Here is a 16,537-nt window from a genome sequence, read left to right as displayed (position 1 = left end):
CGGGGCTCCCGACGGACGGTCAGTTGTTGGAGAGCCGGCCGCCCCCGACGCCGGTGACTGCCTGAGGAAACCCACCCCGTCGACGTCCGAGACGGCCGACTGCGGGTCCACCGGCGCGCGGTACGTCGTGCTCGGCCGGGTCGAGAACCGCGCCGACGAGGACGCCAGGGACGTCTCGATCATCTGCGCCCGGTGGCCGGACGCCACCTTCGACTACCGGCGCGAACAGCCCGGCGGCAAGGGCGTCGTCATCTGCGCCAAGGAGCGCTGGCCCGCGGGGCTTGATGAACACGTCGTCCACCCGGTGGATCGGTGGTCCCAGCAGACCGGCGATCCACCGGGTGGTCATGCTGCCGCCTTGGGCGGCGCCACGTCGGTGGCGAGGCGAATCCAACCAAGCGATTGCTTGATTTGCGGGCGGAGTGCGGCTTAATCTTCTAAAAGATTTGGAGGTGAGCCGTGACACTCACGACAGCACCGCCCGGCTCGACCGACGCGCCCATGCGCGACGGCGGGACCGCCACCTGGTCGCCCCGTATCACCCCGCCGATCGGCGTCGACCTCACCGACCGGCAGGCCCTGGCCTGCGCGTTCCGCATCCTGGGGAACAGCGGCTTCAGCGAGAACATCGCCGGCCACATCACCATGGTCAAAGACGGCCCAGGCGGCACCGAAGGTGCCATGTGGGTCAACCCGTGGGGCCTGTGGTGGGAGGAGATCTCCGCGTCCGACCTGTGCGTGGTCGACCGGGACGGCACCGTCCTGGACGGCCGGTGGGACGTCACCCCGGCCATCCACATCCACACCGAACTGCACCGGGTCCGGCCCGACGCCAGGGTCGTCGTGCACAACCACCCGTACTACGTCACCGTGCTCGCCGCGATCGGGGTGCTGCCGCAAATCGTGCACCAGACCGGGTGCATGTACGACGGCGACCTCGCGTTCGTGCACGAATACACCGGCGAGGTCGACGACGCCGCGCTCGGCGCCGACCTGGCCCGCCGGATCGGGGACAGCTCCGTGGTCATCCTCGCCAGCCACGGCATCATCGTCACCGCCCCGACGATCCAGGAGGCGACATACCGCTCGGCGAGCATCGACCGTGCCTGCCGCCTCGCCTACGACGTCATGCTGCTCGGCCGCGACCCCCTGGAGATCGCCCCCGGCCTGCGGCACGGCATGAAGAAGTCACTGCTGGAGCGCGGCACCGACGTGTTCTGGGCCGGCGCCGTGCGCTCACTGCTGCGCCGCGAGCCCGAAGTACTGGACTGAAAGGCAACGTCATGGCATCGATCGACGAGTTACTGCAGAACAGTTCGTTCACCATCGCCGACCGGTCGAAGGTGACCTTCCTGCCCGACCCGCCCCGCCAGCCCCGCAAGTACACGTTCATCTCCGTCGACGACCACATCGTCGAGCCGCCCGACGCGTTCGAGGGCCGCATGCCGGCGAAGTTCGCCGAGCAGACGCCCCGGGTCGTCGAACAGGACGGCAGCCACGTCTGGATCTACGACGGCAAGGAGTTCCCGAACGTCGGCTTCAACGCTGTCGTCGGCCGGCCGGTCGACGAGTACAGCATGGAACCGAGCCGCTTCGACGACATGCGCCGCGGCTCGTGGGACATCCACGAACGCATCAAGGACATGGACCTCAGCGGCGTGTACGCCTCGCTGTGCTTCCCGTCGTTCCTGCCCGGCTTCGCCGGCCAGCGCCTGCAACTGTCCACGAAGGACACCGAGCTGGCCCTCGCCGCCACCCGCGCCTGGAACGACTGGAACATCGAGGCGTGGTCCGGCGCCTACCCGGACCGCATGATCCCCTGCCAGCTGCCGTACTTCCTGGACCCCGAGGTCGGCGCCCAGGAGATCTACCGTAACGCCGAGCGCGGGTTCAAGGCCGTCACCTTCACCGAGGCACCGCACCTGCTCGGCATGCCGTCGCTGCACACCGGGCACTGGGACCCGATCATGCGCGCCTGCGAGGAGACCGGCACCGTCATCAACCTGCACATCGGCTCGTCGGGAACCTCGCCGTCCACCGCCCCGGACGCCCCGCCGGACGTCGTCGGCGTGCTGTTCTTCGGGTACTCGATGTTCTCCGCCGTGGACTGGTTGTACTCCCGTATCCCGGTGCGGTTCCCCGACATCAAGATCGTGCTGTCGGAGGGCGGCATCGGCTGGGTGCCCGGCCTCGTCGACCGGCTCAACCACATGCTGAGCTACCACGAGATGTACGGCACCTGGAAGGGCATCGACCTGACCCCAGCCGAGGTGCTGCTGCGCAACTTCTACTTCTGCGCGGTCGAGGACCCGTCGTCCTTCGCGCTGCGCGACGTCATCGGCGTCGACCACATCTTCCTCGAGCAGGACTACCCGCACTGCGACTCGACCTGGCCGCACACCCAGCGCACCATCGAGGAGGAGATCGGTGGCCTGCCCGACGCCGACGTGCGCAAGATGACCTGGGAGAACGCGTCCAGGGTATACCGGCACCCGGTCCCACCCGCGGTCCAGGACGACCCGGACGCCTACTAGACTCCGCCTTCATGGTCTCAGCCGACCGGCTCGCCGAGCAGGTGGCCGATCACATCCGCGGCCAGATCGTGCGCGGTGAGCTCGCAGACGGCGCCCCGCTGCCCAAGTCGGAGGAACTCATCCAGCGCTACCCGGTGAGCATGCCGACGTTCCGCGAGGCGATGCGCATCCTGGAGGCGGAAGGCCTGATCACGGTCCGCCGGGGACGGCTCGGCGGTGCGGTCGTGCACCGGCCCTCCCCGGCGAACCTCGGCTACAACCTCGGCCTCGTCCTCGCCGCGCAACGCGTCGGCATCGACGACGTCGCCACCGCGCTCCGCCACGTCGAGCCGGCCTGCGCCGCCCTGTGCGCCGGCCGGCCCGACCGGGCCGACACCGTGGTCCCGCGGCTGCGGGCGCTGCACGAGGAGTATCTGGCCCGCATCGACGACCTGGTCGAGGTCGTCGGCGTGTCCCGCCGCTTCCACGAGGCCCTCGTCGGCCTGTGCGGCAACCCGCCGCTGATCGTGCTCGCCGGGGCGCTGGAAGCCCTGTGGTCCAGTCACGAGCAGGACTGGGCCACCCGCATCCGGGAGACCACTGGCGTGCCACTGCGCGAACGCCGCGCGGCCGGCGAGGTGCACGGCCGGATCCTCGCCCTCATCGAGCAGGGCGCCGCCGACGAGGTGCACCGGCTCGTCACCGAGCACCTGACGTCCGCGCAGCGCAACCCCAGCCCGGCCGGCCCGTCCGCCGTCATCGACGCGGCCCTGATCCGCCGGCAGCCACGCGGGTAGTGGAGGTAACGGTTTTTCGCATCCAACGCGAACTCGGCTACCTCAGCCCCGACGAATACGAGACCGCCTGGCATGCCCAGACCGAGCCAGATAACCTCCCCCCTGCCCCGACCGGAAGCAGGTAATCACCGCTCCGTCGAAACAGGGGGTTGCGAAGATGTTGTCTTCGCTGGATCGGCTACTCCGAGCGTGTCAAAGCAAGAAGGCGGCCGTCGCGGACCTCGGTGATCTGGTCGGCGGCGGTGAGGTGGGTGCGGTCGTGGGTGACGAGGACGGTGGCGGTGGCTTGCTGGTGGGTGAGCTGGGTGATCAGCTCGATGATGGTGGCGCCGCGTTCGTGGTCTAGGGCGCTGGTGGGTTCGTCGATGAGCAGGACGGTGGGGTTGTTCATGAGGGCGCGGGCGATGTTGACGCGTTGGCGTTGGCCGCCGGACAGCTGGTGTGGGCGGCGGTCGGCTTGGGCGGCCATGCCGACGGCGTCGAGCAGGTCGAGGGAGCGGCGGCGGGCGGCGGCGGGTCGGTGGCCGTCGATGACAGCCATGACCTGGAGTTGTTCGGCGGCGGTGAGTGAGGGCAGCAGGTTGGGTTGCTGGAAGACGATGCCGATGCTGCGACGGCGTATGGCGGCTTGCTCGCTGCGTTTCAGGTTGCTGACGGTGGTGCCGTCGATAGTGACGGTGCCGCTGTCCGGGGTGATGAGGGTGGCGGCGACGGCGAGCAGGCTGGATTTGCCGGATCCGGAAGGACCGACGACGGCGGCGAGGGTGCCGCGAGGCACGTCAAGGGTGACGTGGTCGAGGGCGGTCAGCCGGGTGTCGCCGTCGGGGTAGGTGAGGGTGACGTCGGTCAGGGTCAGGGTCATCGGGCACTCCCGAGGGCGGTCAGCGGGTCGACGGAGGTGATCCGGCGGATGGACAGGGCCGCGCCGAACACCCCGAGCATGATCATGATCGAGGCGGGCACGAGCATGGTGGCGGGGCTGAGCAGGAACGGCACTGTGGTGCCGGCGACGAGCGCGCCGGCTGCGGCGGCGAGGGCGGTGCCGGTCAGGGTGCCCGCGGTGAGCAGGACGGCAGCTTGGCCGAGGGCGTCGCGCAGCAGGCTCGCGGTGGAGGCGCCGAGGGCTTTGAGGACGGCGACGTCGCCGCTGCGCTGGATGGTCCAGACGGTGAAGAAGGCGCCGATGACCAGGGCGGAGATGGCGAACAGGAAGCCGCGCATCAGTTGCAGGGAGCCGTTTTCGGAGGTGTAGGAGCCGATTGCGGACAGTGAGTCGTCGCGGGTGACGGTGCGGGTGCCGGCGGCTCGGTTGCCAGCGGTGATGTCGGCTCCGTTGGTCGTGGTCAGGGCGATCACAGTCGCGGTCGCCCGATCCGGCTCGCTGGTTGGTGGGGTGGTCAGGCGCCAGGTGGCCAGGCTCGTCCAGACGACCGGGGTGTGGCTGTAGGAGGCGTCGCCGCGGACAGCGGCAACGGTCAGGCTCCGGCCGGCGAGGGTGAGGGTGTCGCCCGTGTGGAGGCCGAGGTCGCCGCCGGCGGTGGTAGACAGCACCACGGATCGGTCGTCGATGCGGTCGGCGGCCGGTGCGAGCGGGGAGCCGGGCTGGACGCCGAACACGGACACGGCGACGGTCGTGCTGCCGGCGGTGGCGCGGGTGGTGCTGATGCCGAGTGGTTCGGCGCTGGTGACGCCGGGCGTGCGGGCCCAGCGCTGCCATTGCTCGGCGGTGACGGTGGAGTTGGCGTACGACAGATCCTGCCCCCGGTTGGGGGCGTTGAACGCGATGCGATCGGCGGGCAGGCCGGTGATCGCGGAGATGTTCTGCTGACCGAGGCCGGCGGTCAGGCCGGACAGCAGCCCGACGAGCAGGGTGATCAGCACGATGACGGCGCCCATGAGAGCGAATCGGCCTCGGGCGAACTTCAGATCGCGCCATGCGACGTACACGGTGTTCCGGCCCCCTTCCACGTTGACGTAATGCGGCTGTGTCTACGGTCGCCGCCGAGCGGGGGTGCGGGCATCTGCCGCAAGACCAGATGCGGCTTGCATCTTTTGATAGAGGCCGGCCGGGCGTGGCTGTCCGTACGCTGAATAGATCATGTCTTCGACCGCGTCCCACCTGCCCCGCACGGCCCGTGGCCTGCTGTGGTGCCTGCACCTGCTCCTCGCCGGGCTGCTGGTGCTGGCCGCCGCTCGGGCGGTCGCCAGCGGCGGCGCGCACGCGTGGCTCGTGGTCGCGGTGGCGAGCGTGCTCGCGTTGACCTATGGCGCCGGGGTGGGGTTCGCGCGGGTCCGTGCGTCGCGCCGGGCGGCCAGGGTGTGGTTGGCCGTGGTCGTCGCGGGGTGGCTGGTCCTGCTGGCCCTGTCCGCGGACGGAGTGTGGGTGGCGTTCCCGCTGTATTTCCTGCAACTGCACCTGCTACCGCGCCGAGCCGGTGTGGTCGCGGTACTGGCCACTGCGCTCGTGGCGGTCACCGGATTCGCGGCTCACGCCGGGGCGCTCACGTTGGCCATCACGGTTGGGCCGCTGCTCGGCGCGGCCGTCGCGGTCGCTGTGGTGCGGGGCTACCAGGCCCTGTATCGGGAGAGTGAGCGGCGGCGGCAGCTGATCGAGGAGCTGACCGTCACCCGTGCGGATCTGGCCGCGGCCCAGCATTCGGCCGGGGTGCTGGCCGAGCGGGAACGGCTGGCCCGCGAGATCCACGACACCCTGGCCCAAGGGCTGTCCAGCATCCAGCTGCTGCTGCGTGCCGCGGAACGCGCGCTGCCCGACACCGCGCAGACCGCCGCTCGTCACGTCGCGCAGGCCCGGCAGGCCGCCGTGGACAACCTCGCCGAGGCCCGCCGCTTCGTCGCCGCGCTCACCCCACCCGCGCTGGAGGACGCCGGCCTGGTCGAAGCCCTCGAGCAGCTGTGCGCCACCACGACCGCACGGCACCGGATCACCGCCCGCCTGCACCGCACCGGCGACCCGGTGCCGCTGTCAGCCGCGACCGAGATGGCGCTGCTGCGCATCGCCCAGTCCGCCCTGTCCAACGTCGTCCGGCATGCCAGCGCCGACACCGTGGACGTCACCCTCAGCTACCTGGGCGACCAGGTCGCCCTGGACATCGTCGACGACGGCACCGGCTTCGACCCCACCCAGGTCGCTGCCACGGAGCCCAGCGGCGGCGGATTCGGGCTCGCGGCGATGCGCGCCCGCGCCGACGCGCTCGGCGGCGCCCTCACCATCGAGGCCACCACCGGAGCCGGCACCGCGCTGGCCGTCCAGGTCCCCACTGGCACCGGGACCGGCTCATGACCGGATCGACGATTCGCCTGCTGGTCGCCGATGACCACCCCGTCGTGCGAGCCGGGCTGCGCGCTGTCCTGGAAACCGAACCCGATTTGGTCGTGGTGGCCGAGGCCGTCACCGCCGAGCAAGCCGTCACCCGGGCCGCCGACGGTGACATCGACGTCGTCCTGATGGATCTGCAATTCAGAGGCGGTATGACCGGCGCCGAAGCCACCGCCGCGATCACGGCACGTCCGGCCGCACCCCGCGTGGTGATCGTGACGACCTATGACACCGACGCCGACACCCTGCCGGCCATCGCCGCCGGCGCCACCGCCTACCTACTCAAAGACGCCCCACCCGAAGAACTGGCCGCCGCGGTACGCACCGCCGCAGCCGGCCGCACCACCCTCGCCCCCGCCATCGCGGACCGGCTGATGAACCGCCTGCGTCAACCCGACACCGCACTGACCCGCCGCGAAACCGAAGTCCTCACCCTGGTCGCCGAGGGCCTGTCCAACCAGGCGATCGGCGCCCGCCTGCACCTGACCGAAGGCACCGTCAAATCGCACCTGGCCCGCATCTATCTCAAACTCGGCGTCGACTCCCGCACCTCCGCGGTCGCCACGGCCACCAACCTCGGTCTCATCCGCCGCTGAGGCGGCAGCGCGAGGAACCTCGGTACCATCGCGACCTATTCAGCGAGCTGGCGGTCCGTGTGTCTGGCATCCCGAGATCAACCGCGCCGGTGATTCTTCGTATGCGTGCGGCTTGTTGCTGCTTGTCGGCCAGGAAGCGCAGGGTGAGGTCGATTCCCTCGATCTCACCGAGCCAGCCTTCGGCTTGCGCTGAATCCCGGCGAAGCTGAAGGTCCTGCTCCAACTCGGCCAGTCGGGGCAGCATCTTTCGGGTTGACGTTGAACATCGGGCAGCGGATGCCCCGTTGACCGAAATAGCGCCGCCCTTCCATCGACGATGTCGCAGCGTTGAAGGTCGACAGGGTCGGCCGCGTGGAGGAGACCGCCGATCGGCTGCGGCCGTTTCGAGTTCTGGACGAAGACGGCATCGAGGTGGAAGCGGTCAGCGAGTTCCTGCGCCACATGCTCGCGGACGACGCCAGCCCTGCATCGCTGGGGTCTACGCGTATGAACTGCTGGCGTGGTTCCGGTTCCTGCGCGCGGTCGGCATCGATTGGTACGTCGCCGGTCGGGGTGAGGCTCAGGACTTCGCCTTGTGGCTGAAGAACAGCAAAAGCCGCCGCGGCCGCGTCGTCCTGACGCGCCGGCCGCCGGTTCGGTGAACCAGGTGACAGGCAAGGCGACGGCTGGCGAGAATTACGCGGCCCGGACACGGCGGGGTGCTCGGCTACGCCGCCAACCCGACCGGCGACGTCGAGCGCGGCATCGCCGCCGTCGCCGAGGCAGTGCATGACCGCCCCTGACCACCCCGCCCCGCCCGCGAAGGGCCCCGCTGATCAAGGGGCTTGCGCCTCTGAGGAGATCGGCACTGGCGCACACTCCTTGATCAACGGGAGGACGATGGGCCGGGGTGGGCTCGCTGGTACAACGCGGCGAGGGCGGTGGCCGTGTCGGCGAGGCGGTCGCGCAGCGCGGCGGGGGAGAGGACTTCCACCTCGGCGCCGAGCCGCAGCAGCTCGCCGTGGGCAGAGGTGAGCGACTCGATCGGGATGACGGCGTGGACCCAGCCGGACTGGTCCGGTGGACCGGCGGTGGCGTCCACTGCGGCGACCACCGGGTCGCCGGCGATCTCCCGCAGCCGGTCGCGGCCGCGTGGGGAGAGGCGGATCGTCGCCTCGTCCCGGTGCAACCGGGTCCGGAAGTCCGCCACGTGCGCCCGCCACCAGGCGGGCAGGTCGAACTCGGGCCGTTCGAACGGCTCGTCGAGCGAGGTCAGGTCGAGGATCTGGTTCACCCGGTAGGTGGCCGGTTCGGCCCGGTCCGGCCGGGCCGCCACCACGTACCAGCGGCCGCCCTTGAGCACCAGGCCGTATGGCTCGAGGACCCGGGTCACCTCGCCGGTCCAGCTGCGGTAGCGGACCCGGATCCGGTGCTGCCGCCATACCGCCTCCGCCGCTGGCGGGAGGTACGGCGACGGGTCGCCGTCGGAGTACCAGCCGGGAGTGTCCAAGTGGAAACGCTGTTCGAGCCGTGCGGCCCGGTCGGCGAGCGGGGGCGGCAGTGCGGCCCGCAGCTTGAGCTGGACGGTGGCGACGACCGATTGGTAGCCCAGCTCGGCGGCCGGCCCGGGCAGCCCGGCGAAGAGCAGCCGGTCGGCCTCCTCGGCCGTGAGCCCGGTCAGCCGGGTCCGCCAGCCGTCGACGAGTCGGTAGCCGCCGGAGTGGCCGGCCTCGCCGTACAGCGGGATGCCGGCGGCGTGCAGCGACTCGACGTCCCGGTAGACGGTGCGGACCGAGACCTCCAGCCGGCGCGCCAGCTCGGCGGCGGTGAGCCTGCCGTGGGTCTGGAGCAGCAGCAGGATCGACAGGAGACGGCTGGCCCGCATTCACTGACATTAGCTGTCAGGGGATCGTTCCTACCGTGCGGGCATGGCCTTTCACGACAAGGAACTGACCGTGCCGGGGACCGTCGAGGTCGCCGACCGGCACGTCAAGCGCTACCACATCGACCGGCCGGACCGCTGTCTCGAACCGGAGGTGGTCGAGGCCGCGTACGCCTACCTGCCGAAGCTGCTGCCCGGAACGGACGGCGGCATCCCGCCGGCGAGCTGGATGGTGCTGCACCGGGGCGGCGACAGCGGCGCGAACCTGCTGGCGTACAGCTGGTTCTGGGACAACGTGCTGGAATGCCGGATCGCCGTCGCCGGCCAGCCGGTGGGCCGCTGATGGGCGACTTCGATTTCCTCGTCGGCAGCTGGGACGTGACCAACCGGCGGCTGAAGCAGCGGCACGTCGGCAGCGACGACTGGGACGAGTTCCCCGGCACAACCGTGGCACACCGGTTCTTCGACGGCGCCGGCAGCTTTGACGAGATCCGCTGTCCGACCCGCGGCTTCTCCGGGTCGACGGTGCGGATCCTCGACCCATCGACCGGGCTCTGGTCGATCTACTGGATGAGCAGCCTCCGAGGCGTCCTCGAACTCCCGCCGGTAGTGGGCCGGTTCGTCGACGGCGTCGGCACCTTCTACTCCGACGACAGCGACACGGGGCGGCCGGTCCGCTGCCGGTTCATCTGGTCCGGGGTCACCCCGACCTCCTGCCGCTGGGAGCAGGCGTTCTCCACCGACGGCGAACGGACCTGGGAGACGAACTGGATCATGGAGTTCGCGCGAACCGGCTAGCCCGTGGCTGGCGGCGCACAGGACGTCGAGTTGCTGGTGTGCAGCGGCTGCTCGTAACCCCGCCGCCCGGCCCCGGCATCCCTCGAACCCGGCCTCGGGGTCGCCGTCGGGGTACTGGTCCCGGTTCCACCGGCCTATTGATGGTGTTGGTGGAACGATGGAGGCGTGGGAACTGCGAAAACTGCTATGCCTGCTATCTCGCCGCTTGCTGGCGAGCCGATTAAGCGTGCCGATGCCGAGCGGCTCGCGGGAATGTTGAAGGCGTTCGCCGACCCGGCCCGGCTGCGGCTGCTCAGTTTGATCCAGTCTGCTCCGGAGGGTGAGGCGTCCGTGAGTGACCTCACCGCGCCGCTTGGTCTCTCCCAGCCGACTGTGAGTCATCACCTTCGGATCCTCACCGAGGCCGGCCTGCTCGAGCGCGAGAAGCGCGGCGTCTGGGCGTACTACCGCTTGGTGCCGTCGGCGATCGCGGCGATCGCCGAACTGTTGACGCCGCCCCGCAAGCGGGCGACGAAGAGGGCCCGCTGAGCGACACGGTGGGGGACCCGGCGCCGGCGCCGGGTGCGTATTCCATCCGCGACGCGGACGGCGAGTCGTAGAGGCGCTGGACCGGTTGCGGCGGCTGCGCGACCCTCGGCGGCTGCGGCGGCGGCACGGGAGCGTGCCCCTGCTGATACCCCTGCGGCCCGCCGCGGTGCCCCTGCTGGACGGGTGGCGGTGCCATCGGGCGGAGCCGCTGCGTCGCCTCCGCGTCGCCGAACGCCGGGCTGACCGGCGTGCCGCTGACCGGCGCCGCGCCGGCCTGGAAGCCACCCGCCTGGTATCCGCCCTGATATCCACCGGGCCCGCCGCTCACCGGCGGCGGCGCGCTGACGGGCGCGTTGGCAGCGGGAGGCGCGCTCATCGGCGGCGCGCTCATCGGCGGGCCACTCACCGGCGGACCGCTCATCGGCACCGCGCTGACCGGCGAGACCCCACCGGGCGGCGTGCCCTGCCCGTGCTGGAACCCCGCGGCGCCCTGCCCGCCCTTCCCCAACTGCGCCGCCGCCTGCTGAGCCGCCGCCTGCTGAGCGGCCGCCTGCTGCGCCGCCGCCGCCTGGGCCGCCGCCGGTCCCGCCTGCTGGGCGCCGGCCGCCGGCGCGCCAAAAGCACCAGCCGCGCCGGCCACGGCGGCACCCGCGACACCCGCCGCGGCAGCACCCGCGACGCCGGGCGCCTGACCCGCCGGCCCCCCGCCGGCCACAGGACCGCCGGGCACAGGCCCACCGGACCCGGCCGGAGGCCCGGACTGCGGCGGCGCCATGCCGGGCTGCACGCCCACGTTGACCCAGGCGCGGAGGCTGCCCTCGGCGACCACCATCTCGGGCTGCTCGATGATCGTCGGCGCGACGCCGAGCTCCTTCTGCAGCAGCGTCGCCACGAGCGGGATACGGCTGGACCCGCCGACGAGGAACAGCCCGGCGAGCTTGCTGTTGTCCAGGCCCGCCCAGCGCACGACGGCCGCCGTGGTGCGGACCGTCTGCTCCAGCATCGGCCGGGCCAGGTCCTCGAACGCCTCGCGGGTGATCTCGACGTCCGCCGCCGCGATCGGCACGTGCAGCCCGGTCGACGGGGTCCGGGACAGCATCTCCTTCGCCACCCGGGCGTCGTCCCACAGCAGCCGCCGGTGCCGCCGGTCCTCGGTGGTCTGCGGGCTCTCCAGCCGCGCCCACACCGGCGGGTCCTCCAGCTTGCGCTTCGCGTGGTCCACGATCAGCGCGTCGAGATCGATGCCGCCCAGGTCGTCGATGCCGTCGACGGCCCGGACGTCGAAACCGTCGCCCGCCCGGGTCACGACGCTCGCGTCGAAGGTGCCGCCGCCGAAGTCGTACACGAGCAGGCCCTGCTCAGCGGTGAGCGGCCGCTGCAGGACACCCGCGAAGTAGTGCGCGGCGGCGACCGGCTCGGGCATGAGCGCCGGCTGCGGCAGCCCCGCGATCGTCGCGCCCTCCACCAGCGCGAGCCGCCGCGACACGCCCCACGCCGCCGGGTGCGTCATCGTCACCGCGCCGATCTGCCCGCCGGCGACCCGCTTGGCCTCCGCCGCGACGTGCGACAGGACCGCCCCGATCAGCGCGGGCACCGTGAACTCGCGGTCGCCGAGCAGCACCGTGCCGTCGTCGATGCGGCGCTTCGGGCTCGCCTCGAAGCGCGCGGGGTCGACCCGCGCGGCGTGCACCGCGTCGCGGCCCACCAGGACCTGCCCGTCTGGCTGCGCATAGACGCAGGACGGCAGCAACGGCGAACCGTCGAACAGCAGGGGGCGGACCCGCCCATCCGGCCACGCAAGCAGCGCAACGGTATGGGAGGTCCCGAAGTCGATGCCCAGACGTGGACCGGCAGTCATGCGGGCGAGTGTAGGCCCCCGGTACGACAAAGTGGCATGCTCGTGCCATGACCCTGGACGTCGGTGCCGAAGCGCCGGAATTCGCACTCAAGGACCAGAACAATCAAGAGGTCCGCCTGTCGGATTTCCGCGGGCAGAAGGCGGTGCTCCTGGTCTTCTACCCGCTGGCCTTCACCGGCACCTGCCAGGGCGAACTCGCCTCCGTCCGGGACGAGATCGCCGACTTCCAGTCCCCCGCAGTCCAGGTGCTCACGGTGAGCGTCGACTCGCCGTACAGCCACAAGGTGTGGGCGGACCGTGAAGGATATGACTTCCCTCTCCTGTCGGACTTCTGGCCGCACGGCGCGGTCGCCCAGTCGTACGGCGTCTTCAACGACAAGGCCGGCTTCGCCAACCGCGGAACGTTTCTCATCGATTCGACCGGCATCATCAGGTTCACCGAGGTCAATGGCCCAGGTCAGGCCCGCGACCAGGACCGGTGGCGCACGGCGATCGCATCGTTGCAGAGCTGATACAGACCTGATACCGACTGGGGCGGATGAGACGCGGCAGGTAGCATCCTGGGGTACCCGGGTTCGCGTCGCCGTGACAGCAGTTCGGGGCGCGTAGCTCAGTGGAAGAGCACCCGCCTTACAAGCGGGGGGTCGTTGGTTCGAACCCAACCGTGCCCACCAGCACACACACCTGACATCAACGCGGTCGAGAAGGCCTTGACGGTGCCGAGCCCCACCACGCTGGACCTGACGTCGCGCGGGCTGACCGAGCTGCCCGTCCCGCCGGGGGATCTGTCCGGGGTCACCGAGCTCCACCTCGACGGCAACGCGCTCGCCGTGCTGCCCGGGTGCGTCCGCGGCCTCCCAGCCCTGACCAGCCTCTACCTCGCCGGCAACCCGATCACCGCGGTCCCCGCCTGGCTCCCCGACCTCACCCACCTGGACCTGTCCGAGACCGGGGTCGACACGAACGGGTAGGTTCGCGGCGATGTCCGCACGGCTGGAGGACTACCTCGACGGGCCGCGGTTCGTGGGCACGGTCGTGCACGGGGAGAACGGGCTGCAGCACCTGTAGGGCGGCCTACGGCTTGTGCGGGCACTGGTGCAGCGGGCGCCGCGGGATGCGGGCCGGGCGGCGGATCGAGACGAGCCGGGCCGGGCGGATCGACGCAGCGGCGTGCGGCGCGGAGGTGGAGGTCGCGGTGCGGGACACGGCGGCCAGGTGCGAGGAGAGCGCGGCGTGCAGGAGCGTCGGCGACTGCTGCGGCATCGGCTGCATGCGCCGGTTGCTGCCGGTGTACGTCGAAATCGCCGGCGCGGGCGTGTGCACCCGCTGCGCCGGGATGCGGGGCGCCACCGGGACCGCGTCCGTGGCGGCAGGCTCGTCCTTCTCCGGCCTGGTGACCACGAACGCGACGATCGCCGCCACGACGACCGGGACCAGGTAGAGGAGGGCTCCGGCGTATTGCTCGGTCACGACGACGACTCCCAACGCTGCGCACAACTGACCTGCGCAACGCTACGGATTGCCCCGCATCGACGATGTCATCCGGTCGGTTCGCCCTGCAAGTCCGGGCGGGGTGCAGCTGAGGTGCAAACCTCCCGGAACCAGGCGAACGACGCCCGCCGGGTCCGCTCCTGCGTCTCGAAGTCGACGTGGACGAGGCCGAAGCGCTGGTCGTACCCCTCGGCCCACTCGAAGTTGTCCAGCAGGGACCACGCGCAGTAGCCGCGGACGTCGACGCCCGCCTCGATCGCCTCGCGGACGGCGGCGAGGTGCCCCGCGTGGTAGTCGATGCGGAACTGGTCGTCGACCGGCGCGTACGAGCAGCCGCTCTCGGTGATCCAGATCGGCGGGAGGCGGTCGCCGTACACCTGCCGCAACTGCACCAGGAGATCCTTCAGTGCGGAGGGCACGACGGGCCACCCGAAGTCGGTGGTGGGGTAGCCGGTGATGTCGAGGCGGCTGAACGGGAGGTCCTCACCCTCGACGGGGGCGCTGATGAGGCTCGGGTTGTAGTAGTTGACGCCCAGCGCGTCGATCGGCTGGGAGATGACCCGCAGGTCGCCGTCCATGACGATCGAGTCGATGTCGGCGGTGGTGAGGGCCTCGACGATCGGCGGGTACTCGCCGAGCAGGACCGGGTCGGTGAAGAGCCGGTTCTGCACCAGGTCGTAGAACATGGCGGCGGCCTGGTCGTCGTCGGACCCGCTCTTCGGCCACACCGGCGAGTAGTTGTTGGCGAGGGTGATCGGCGAGGACGAGACGCGGCGCAGCGCCGACACGGCCAGGCCGTGGCCGAGGAGCTGGTGGTGGATGACCGGCAGCAGGTCCATGCCGAGCTGCTGGCCGGGCGCGTGGACGCCGAGGACGTGCCCGAGCACGAGGTGGATGTACGGCTCGTTGAGCGTCACCCACAACTTCACCCGGTCGCCGAGGGCCTCGCCGACGAGCTCCGCGTATTCGCCGAAGCGCATCGCGGTGTCGCGGTTGCCCCACCCGCCGAGGTCCTGCAGGGCCTGCGGCAGGTCCCAGTGGAACAGGGTCGCGACCGGGTCGATGCCGCGCGCGAGCATCCCGTCGACGAGCCGGTCGTAGAACGCGATCCCGGCGGCGTTGGCGGGGCCGTCGCCGGTCGGCTGGATGCGCGGCCACGCGATCGAGAACCGGTACGCGGTCGCGCCCAGCTCCTGGATCAGGTCGAGGTCGGACTCCCAGCGGTGGTAGTGGTCGCAGGCCACGTCGCCGGTGGCGCCGCCGCGGGTCGCGCCGGGCGTGCGGCTGAACGTGTCCCAGATGGACAGCCCGCGGCCGTCCTCCTCCGCGGCGCCCTCGATCTGGTACGCGGCGGTGGACACACCGAACTGGAACCCCGTGGGGAAGTTCTTTGGAAAGTCCGACATGATCGCACGCTACCGGCTGCGGCAGTATTGGGCCATGGCACACGAGATCCCGACCGCCGAGCTCGCCCCGGGCGTCCAGCTGCCCACGATCGGCTTCGGCACCTGGCAGATCACCGGAGCGTCCGCGTACGAGTCGACCCGCACCGCGCTGGACGTCGGCTACCGGCACATCGACACCGCGACCATGTACGGCAACGAGGAGGAGATCGGCCGGGCGCTGCGCGACAGCGGCGTCGACCGCTCCGAGGTCTTCATCACCACGAAGCTCCCGCCGTCGCAGGCGGGCCGCGAGCGGCAGACGATCGAGGCGAGCCTCAAGGCGCTCGGCGTCGACGCCGTCGACCTGTGGCTCATCCACTGGCCGCCGTCGCGGGGAAAGTCCGTGCCGGTGTGGGCGGCGTTCCAGCAGCTGCGCGACGCCGGCCTGACCCGCACCATCGGGGTCAGCAACTACGACGCGGCCCTCATCGACGAGCTCGTCAAGGAGACCGGCGAGACCCCGGTCGTCAACCAGGTCTCGTGGAGCCCCGGCGAGCACGACGAGCGCTTCCTCGCCGACATGCGCGACCGGCGGGTGGTCGTCGAGGGGTACAGCTCGCTGAAGAACACGCCGCTGGACGACCCGCGGCTGGTCGCGATCGCCGAGGCGCACGGGGTGACGGTGCCGCAGGTCGTGCTCCGGTGGCAGCTGCACCACGACATCGTCATCATCCCGAAGTCGACGCACCGGGACCGGATGGAGCAGAACCTGTCCGTGCTCTCCTTCTCCCTGACCGCCGAGGAGCTGGCGACCGTCGGTTCGCTCTAGGCCACCCGTTTCCTAGTTCCTCTGTACGGCCCGGTCCACGCGCGCCCGCCAGCCTCCGTCGCGGGGCTGGCGGCGCAGCTTGGCCAGGGCCTCGACCGCGCCGGTCACCAGCTCGTCGTAGTCGGGCTCCGGCCCCTTCTGGATGAGGAACGCCAGGCCGGCGGAGTTGCTGACGGCCCACCCCGCCCGCCGGCCCAGACGGTGCGCGGCGTCCGCGCCGTGCGCCGTGACGAGCTGGATGTCGAAGGGGTGCCGCACCTCGCCGCCCTCCCTGGTCACCACGATCCTCGCCTGCGCCAGGGTGTCGTCGCGGTTGAACAGCGCCCGCCACCAGCGGGTCCTCGGCGCCTCGACGACGACCTCGACGCCCTGGCCGTGCTCGCCCGGGTCGCGGGCGGCCGCGACGGCGCGCACGAGGTCGACCACCCTCGCCGTGTCCGACCTGCGGAACGGCACCCAACTGTTCACGGCGACATCTTCGCGCACCGTTTTCCTCAGGTGTCCCTGCCGTCGGTCGTTCAGCCGGACAGAACATCCGAAAGGA

Annotated in this window: 18 protein-coding genes, 1 tRNA gene and 1 pseudogene; 13 read left to right on the top strand and 7 right to left on the bottom strand. The window is 71.1% G+C overall.

All coding sequences use genetic code 11. The annotated features are described in order from the left end of the window. Nucleotides 1–127 precede the first annotated feature (127 nt). From AB0I21_RS03640 to AB0I21_RS03625, 4 genes are read left to right on the top strand one after another with little or no spacing between them, the layout of a single operon-like run. The gene (locus AB0I21_RS03640) at nucleotides 128–433 is read left to right on the top strand and encodes a hypothetical protein (RefSeq protein WP_360558782.1); all 306 of its coding nucleotides are present in this window, start codon (nucleotides 128–130) and stop codon (nucleotides 431–433) included. A 26-nt stretch (nucleotides 434–459) separates the two neighbouring features. Beyond that, the gene (locus AB0I21_RS03635; protein WP_360558780.1) at nucleotides 460–1,272 is read left to right on the top strand and encodes a class II aldolase/adducin family protein; all 813 of its coding nucleotides are present in this window, start codon (nucleotides 460–462) and stop codon (nucleotides 1,270–1,272) included. 11 nt (nucleotides 1,273–1,283) lie between these two features. Further along, a complete protein-coding gene (locus AB0I21_RS03630; RefSeq protein WP_360558778.1) occupies nucleotides 1,284–2,534 on the top strand; it encodes an amidohydrolase family protein in 1,251 nt (416 codons plus the stop codon). Nucleotides 2,535–2,545: 11 nt separating this feature from the next. After that, nucleotides 2,546–3,310, top strand: a complete 765-nt coding sequence (locus AB0I21_RS03625; protein WP_344499749.1) for a GntR family transcriptional regulator — start codon at nucleotides 2,546–2,548, stop codon at nucleotides 3,308–3,310. A gap of 178 nt (nucleotides 3,311–3,488) precedes the next feature. Here AB0I21_RS03625 and AB0I21_RS03620 read toward each other — a convergent pair whose 3' ends face one another. Continuing rightward, complete coding sequence (locus tag AB0I21_RS03620) at nucleotides 3,489–4,172, bottom strand: ABC transporter ATP-binding protein (protein WP_360558776.1); 684 nt, start codon at nucleotides 4,170–4,172, stop codon at nucleotides 3,489–3,491. Then, on the bottom strand, nucleotides 4,169–5,206 hold the full coding sequence (locus tag AB0I21_RS03615; RefSeq protein WP_360558775.1) for an ABC transporter permease: 1,038 nt from the start codon (nucleotides 5,204–5,206) through the stop codon (nucleotides 4,169–4,171). Before AB0I21_RS03615 ends, AB0I21_RS03620 begins: the two co-directional genes overlap by 4 nt. 202 nt (nucleotides 5,207–5,408) lie before the next feature. Between AB0I21_RS03615 and AB0I21_RS03610 the strand changes: the two genes are divergently transcribed. Beyond that, nucleotides 5,409–6,611 (top strand): sensor histidine kinase, encoded by a 1,203-nt coding sequence (locus AB0I21_RS03610; RefSeq protein WP_360558773.1) that lies wholly within the window; start codon nucleotides 5,409–5,411, stop codon nucleotides 6,609–6,611. Next, nucleotides 6,608–7,243, top strand: coding sequence for a response regulator transcription factor (locus AB0I21_RS03605; protein ID WP_360558772.1), 636 nt, complete (start codon nucleotides 6,608–6,610; stop codon nucleotides 7,241–7,243). Before AB0I21_RS03610 ends, AB0I21_RS03605 begins: the two co-directional genes overlap by 4 nt. Nucleotides 7,244–8,108: 865 nt before the next feature. Here the strand turns inward: AB0I21_RS03605 and AB0I21_RS03600 are convergent. Further along, a complete protein-coding gene (locus AB0I21_RS03600) occupies nucleotides 8,109–9,107 on the bottom strand; it encodes a transcriptional regulator (protein WP_360558770.1) in 999 nt (332 codons plus the stop codon). 43 nt (nucleotides 9,108–9,150) lie between these two features. Between AB0I21_RS03600 and AB0I21_RS03595 the strand changes: the two genes are divergently transcribed. The 3 genes from AB0I21_RS03595 (at nucleotide 9,151) to AB0I21_RS03585 (ending at nucleotide 10,430) form a co-directional block, all read left to right on the top strand. Further along, nucleotides 9,151–9,447: a hypothetical protein gene (locus tag AB0I21_RS03595; RefSeq protein ID WP_360558769.1), complete on the top strand. Its 297-nt coding sequence runs from the start codon at nucleotides 9,151–9,153 to the stop codon at nucleotides 9,445–9,447. Next, nucleotides 9,447–9,902, top strand: a complete 456-nt coding sequence (locus AB0I21_RS03590) for a hypothetical protein (protein WP_360558768.1) — start codon at nucleotides 9,447–9,449, stop codon at nucleotides 9,900–9,902. Before AB0I21_RS03595 ends, AB0I21_RS03590 begins: the two co-directional genes overlap by 1 nt. Before the next feature lie 186 nt (nucleotides 9,903–10,088). Further along, nucleotides 10,089–10,430, top strand: coding sequence for a metalloregulator ArsR/SmtB family transcription factor (locus AB0I21_RS03585; protein WP_360558960.1), 342 nt, complete (start codon nucleotides 10,089–10,091; stop codon nucleotides 10,428–10,430). Nucleotides 10,431–11,253: 823 nt separating this feature from the next. Here the strand turns inward: AB0I21_RS03585 and AB0I21_RS03580 are convergent. Beyond that, nucleotides 11,254–12,288 (bottom strand): annotated as a pseudogene (locus AB0I21_RS03580) (Hsp70 family protein); the annotation flags it as partial. A gap of 47 nt (nucleotides 12,289–12,335) precedes the next feature. Here AB0I21_RS03580 and AB0I21_RS03575 point away from each other — a divergent pair. The 3 genes from AB0I21_RS03575 (at nucleotide 12,336) to AB0I21_RS03565 (ending at nucleotide 13,259) form a co-directional block, all read left to right on the top strand. Beyond that, complete coding sequence (locus AB0I21_RS03575) at nucleotides 12,336–12,800, top strand: peroxiredoxin (RefSeq protein WP_360558767.1); 465 nt, start codon at nucleotides 12,336–12,338, stop codon at nucleotides 12,798–12,800. Nucleotides 12,801–12,887: 87 nt separating this feature from the next. Further along, nucleotides 12,888–12,962 (top strand) — tRNA-Val (locus AB0I21_RS03570). 42 nt (nucleotides 12,963–13,004) lie between these two features. After that, a complete protein-coding gene (locus AB0I21_RS03565) occupies nucleotides 13,005–13,259 on the top strand; it encodes a hypothetical protein (RefSeq protein WP_360558958.1) in 255 nt (84 codons plus the stop codon). Nucleotides 13,260–13,362: 103 nt separating this feature from the next. Here the strand turns inward: AB0I21_RS03565 and AB0I21_RS03560 are convergent, their stop codons facing one another. Both AB0I21_RS03560 and AB0I21_RS03555 read right to left on the bottom strand, forming a co-directional pair. Next, nucleotides 13,363–13,758, bottom strand: a complete 396-nt coding sequence (locus AB0I21_RS03560) for a hypothetical protein (protein ID WP_360558766.1) — start codon at nucleotides 13,756–13,758, stop codon at nucleotides 13,363–13,365. 68 nt (nucleotides 13,759–13,826) lie between these two features. Next, the gene (locus tag AB0I21_RS03555; protein WP_360558764.1) at nucleotides 13,827–15,185 is read right to left on the bottom strand and encodes a GH1 family beta-glucosidase; all 1,359 of its coding nucleotides are present in this window, start codon (nucleotides 15,183–15,185) and stop codon (nucleotides 13,827–13,829) included. Between AB0I21_RS03555 and AB0I21_RS03550 the strand changes: the two genes are divergently transcribed. Next, nucleotides 15,184–15,993, top strand: a complete 810-nt coding sequence (locus tag AB0I21_RS03550; RefSeq protein WP_360558763.1) for an aldo/keto reductase — start codon at nucleotides 15,184–15,186, stop codon at nucleotides 15,991–15,993. The genes AB0I21_RS03555 and AB0I21_RS03550 overlap by 2 nt on opposite strands. 12 nt (nucleotides 15,994–16,005) lie before the next feature. Here the strand turns inward: AB0I21_RS03550 and AB0I21_RS03545 are convergent, their stop codons facing one another. Further along, nucleotides 16,006–16,461, bottom strand: coding sequence for a hypothetical protein (locus AB0I21_RS03545; RefSeq protein ID WP_360558762.1), 456 nt, complete (start codon nucleotides 16,459–16,461; stop codon nucleotides 16,006–16,008). Nucleotides 16,462–16,537: the final 76 nt, after the last annotated feature.

The sequence above is a fragment of the Dactylosporangium sp. NPDC050588 genome, assembly GCF_040654975.1.
Classification (GTDB): Bacteria; Actinomycetota; Actinomycetes; order Mycobacteriales; family Micromonosporaceae; genus Dactylosporangium; species Dactylosporangium maewongense.
This window is presented reverse-complemented; position numbering and strand designations above follow the sequence as displayed.

Excerpts from the sequence above, each read along its gene's own strand:
- AB0I21_RS03630 (WP_360558778.1), top strand. The coding sequence starts at position 1,284 with ATGGCATCGATCGACGAGTTACTGCAGAACAGTTCGTTCACCATCGCC.
- AB0I21_RS03625 (WP_344499749.1), top strand. The coding sequence starts at position 2,546 with ATGGTCTCAGCCGACCGGCTCGCCGAGCAGGTGGCCGATCACATCCGC.
- AB0I21_RS03620 (WP_360558776.1), bottom strand. The coding sequence starts at position 4,172 with ATGACCCTGACCCTGACCGACGTCACCCTCACCTACCCCGACGGCGAC.
- AB0I21_RS03615 (WP_360558775.1), bottom strand. The coding sequence starts at position 5,206 with ATGGGCGCCGTCATCGTGCTGATCACCCTGCTCGTCGGGCTGCTGTCC.
- AB0I21_RS03610 (WP_360558773.1), top strand. The coding sequence starts at position 5,409 with ATGTCTTCGACCGCGTCCCACCTGCCCCGCACGGCCCGTGGCCTGCTG.
- AB0I21_RS03605 (WP_360558772.1), top strand. The coding sequence starts at position 6,608 with ATGACCGGATCGACGATTCGCCTGCTGGTCGCCGATGACCACCCCGTC.
- AB0I21_RS03600 (WP_360558770.1), bottom strand. The coding sequence starts at position 9,107 with ATGCGGGCCAGCCGTCTCCTGTCGATCCTGCTGCTGCTCCAGACCCAC.
- AB0I21_RS03595 (WP_360558769.1), top strand. The coding sequence starts at position 9,151 with ATGGCCTTTCACGACAAGGAACTGACCGTGCCGGGGACCGTCGAGGTC.
- AB0I21_RS03590 (WP_360558768.1), top strand. The coding sequence starts at position 9,447 with ATGGGCGACTTCGATTTCCTCGTCGGCAGCTGGGACGTGACCAACCGG.
- AB0I21_RS03585 (WP_360558960.1), top strand. The coding sequence starts at position 10,089 with ATGCCTGCTATCTCGCCGCTTGCTGGCGAGCCGATTAAGCGTGCCGAT.
- AB0I21_RS03575 (WP_360558767.1), top strand. The coding sequence starts at position 12,336 with ATGACCCTGGACGTCGGTGCCGAAGCGCCGGAATTCGCACTCAAGGAC.
- AB0I21_RS03550 (WP_360558763.1), top strand. The coding sequence starts at position 15,184 with ATGATCGCACGCTACCGGCTGCGGCAGTATTGGGCCATGGCACACGAG.
- AB0I21_RS03555 (WP_360558764.1), bottom strand. The coding sequence starts at position 15,185 with ATGTCGGACTTTCCAAAGAACTTCCCCACGGGGTTCCAGTTCGGTGTG.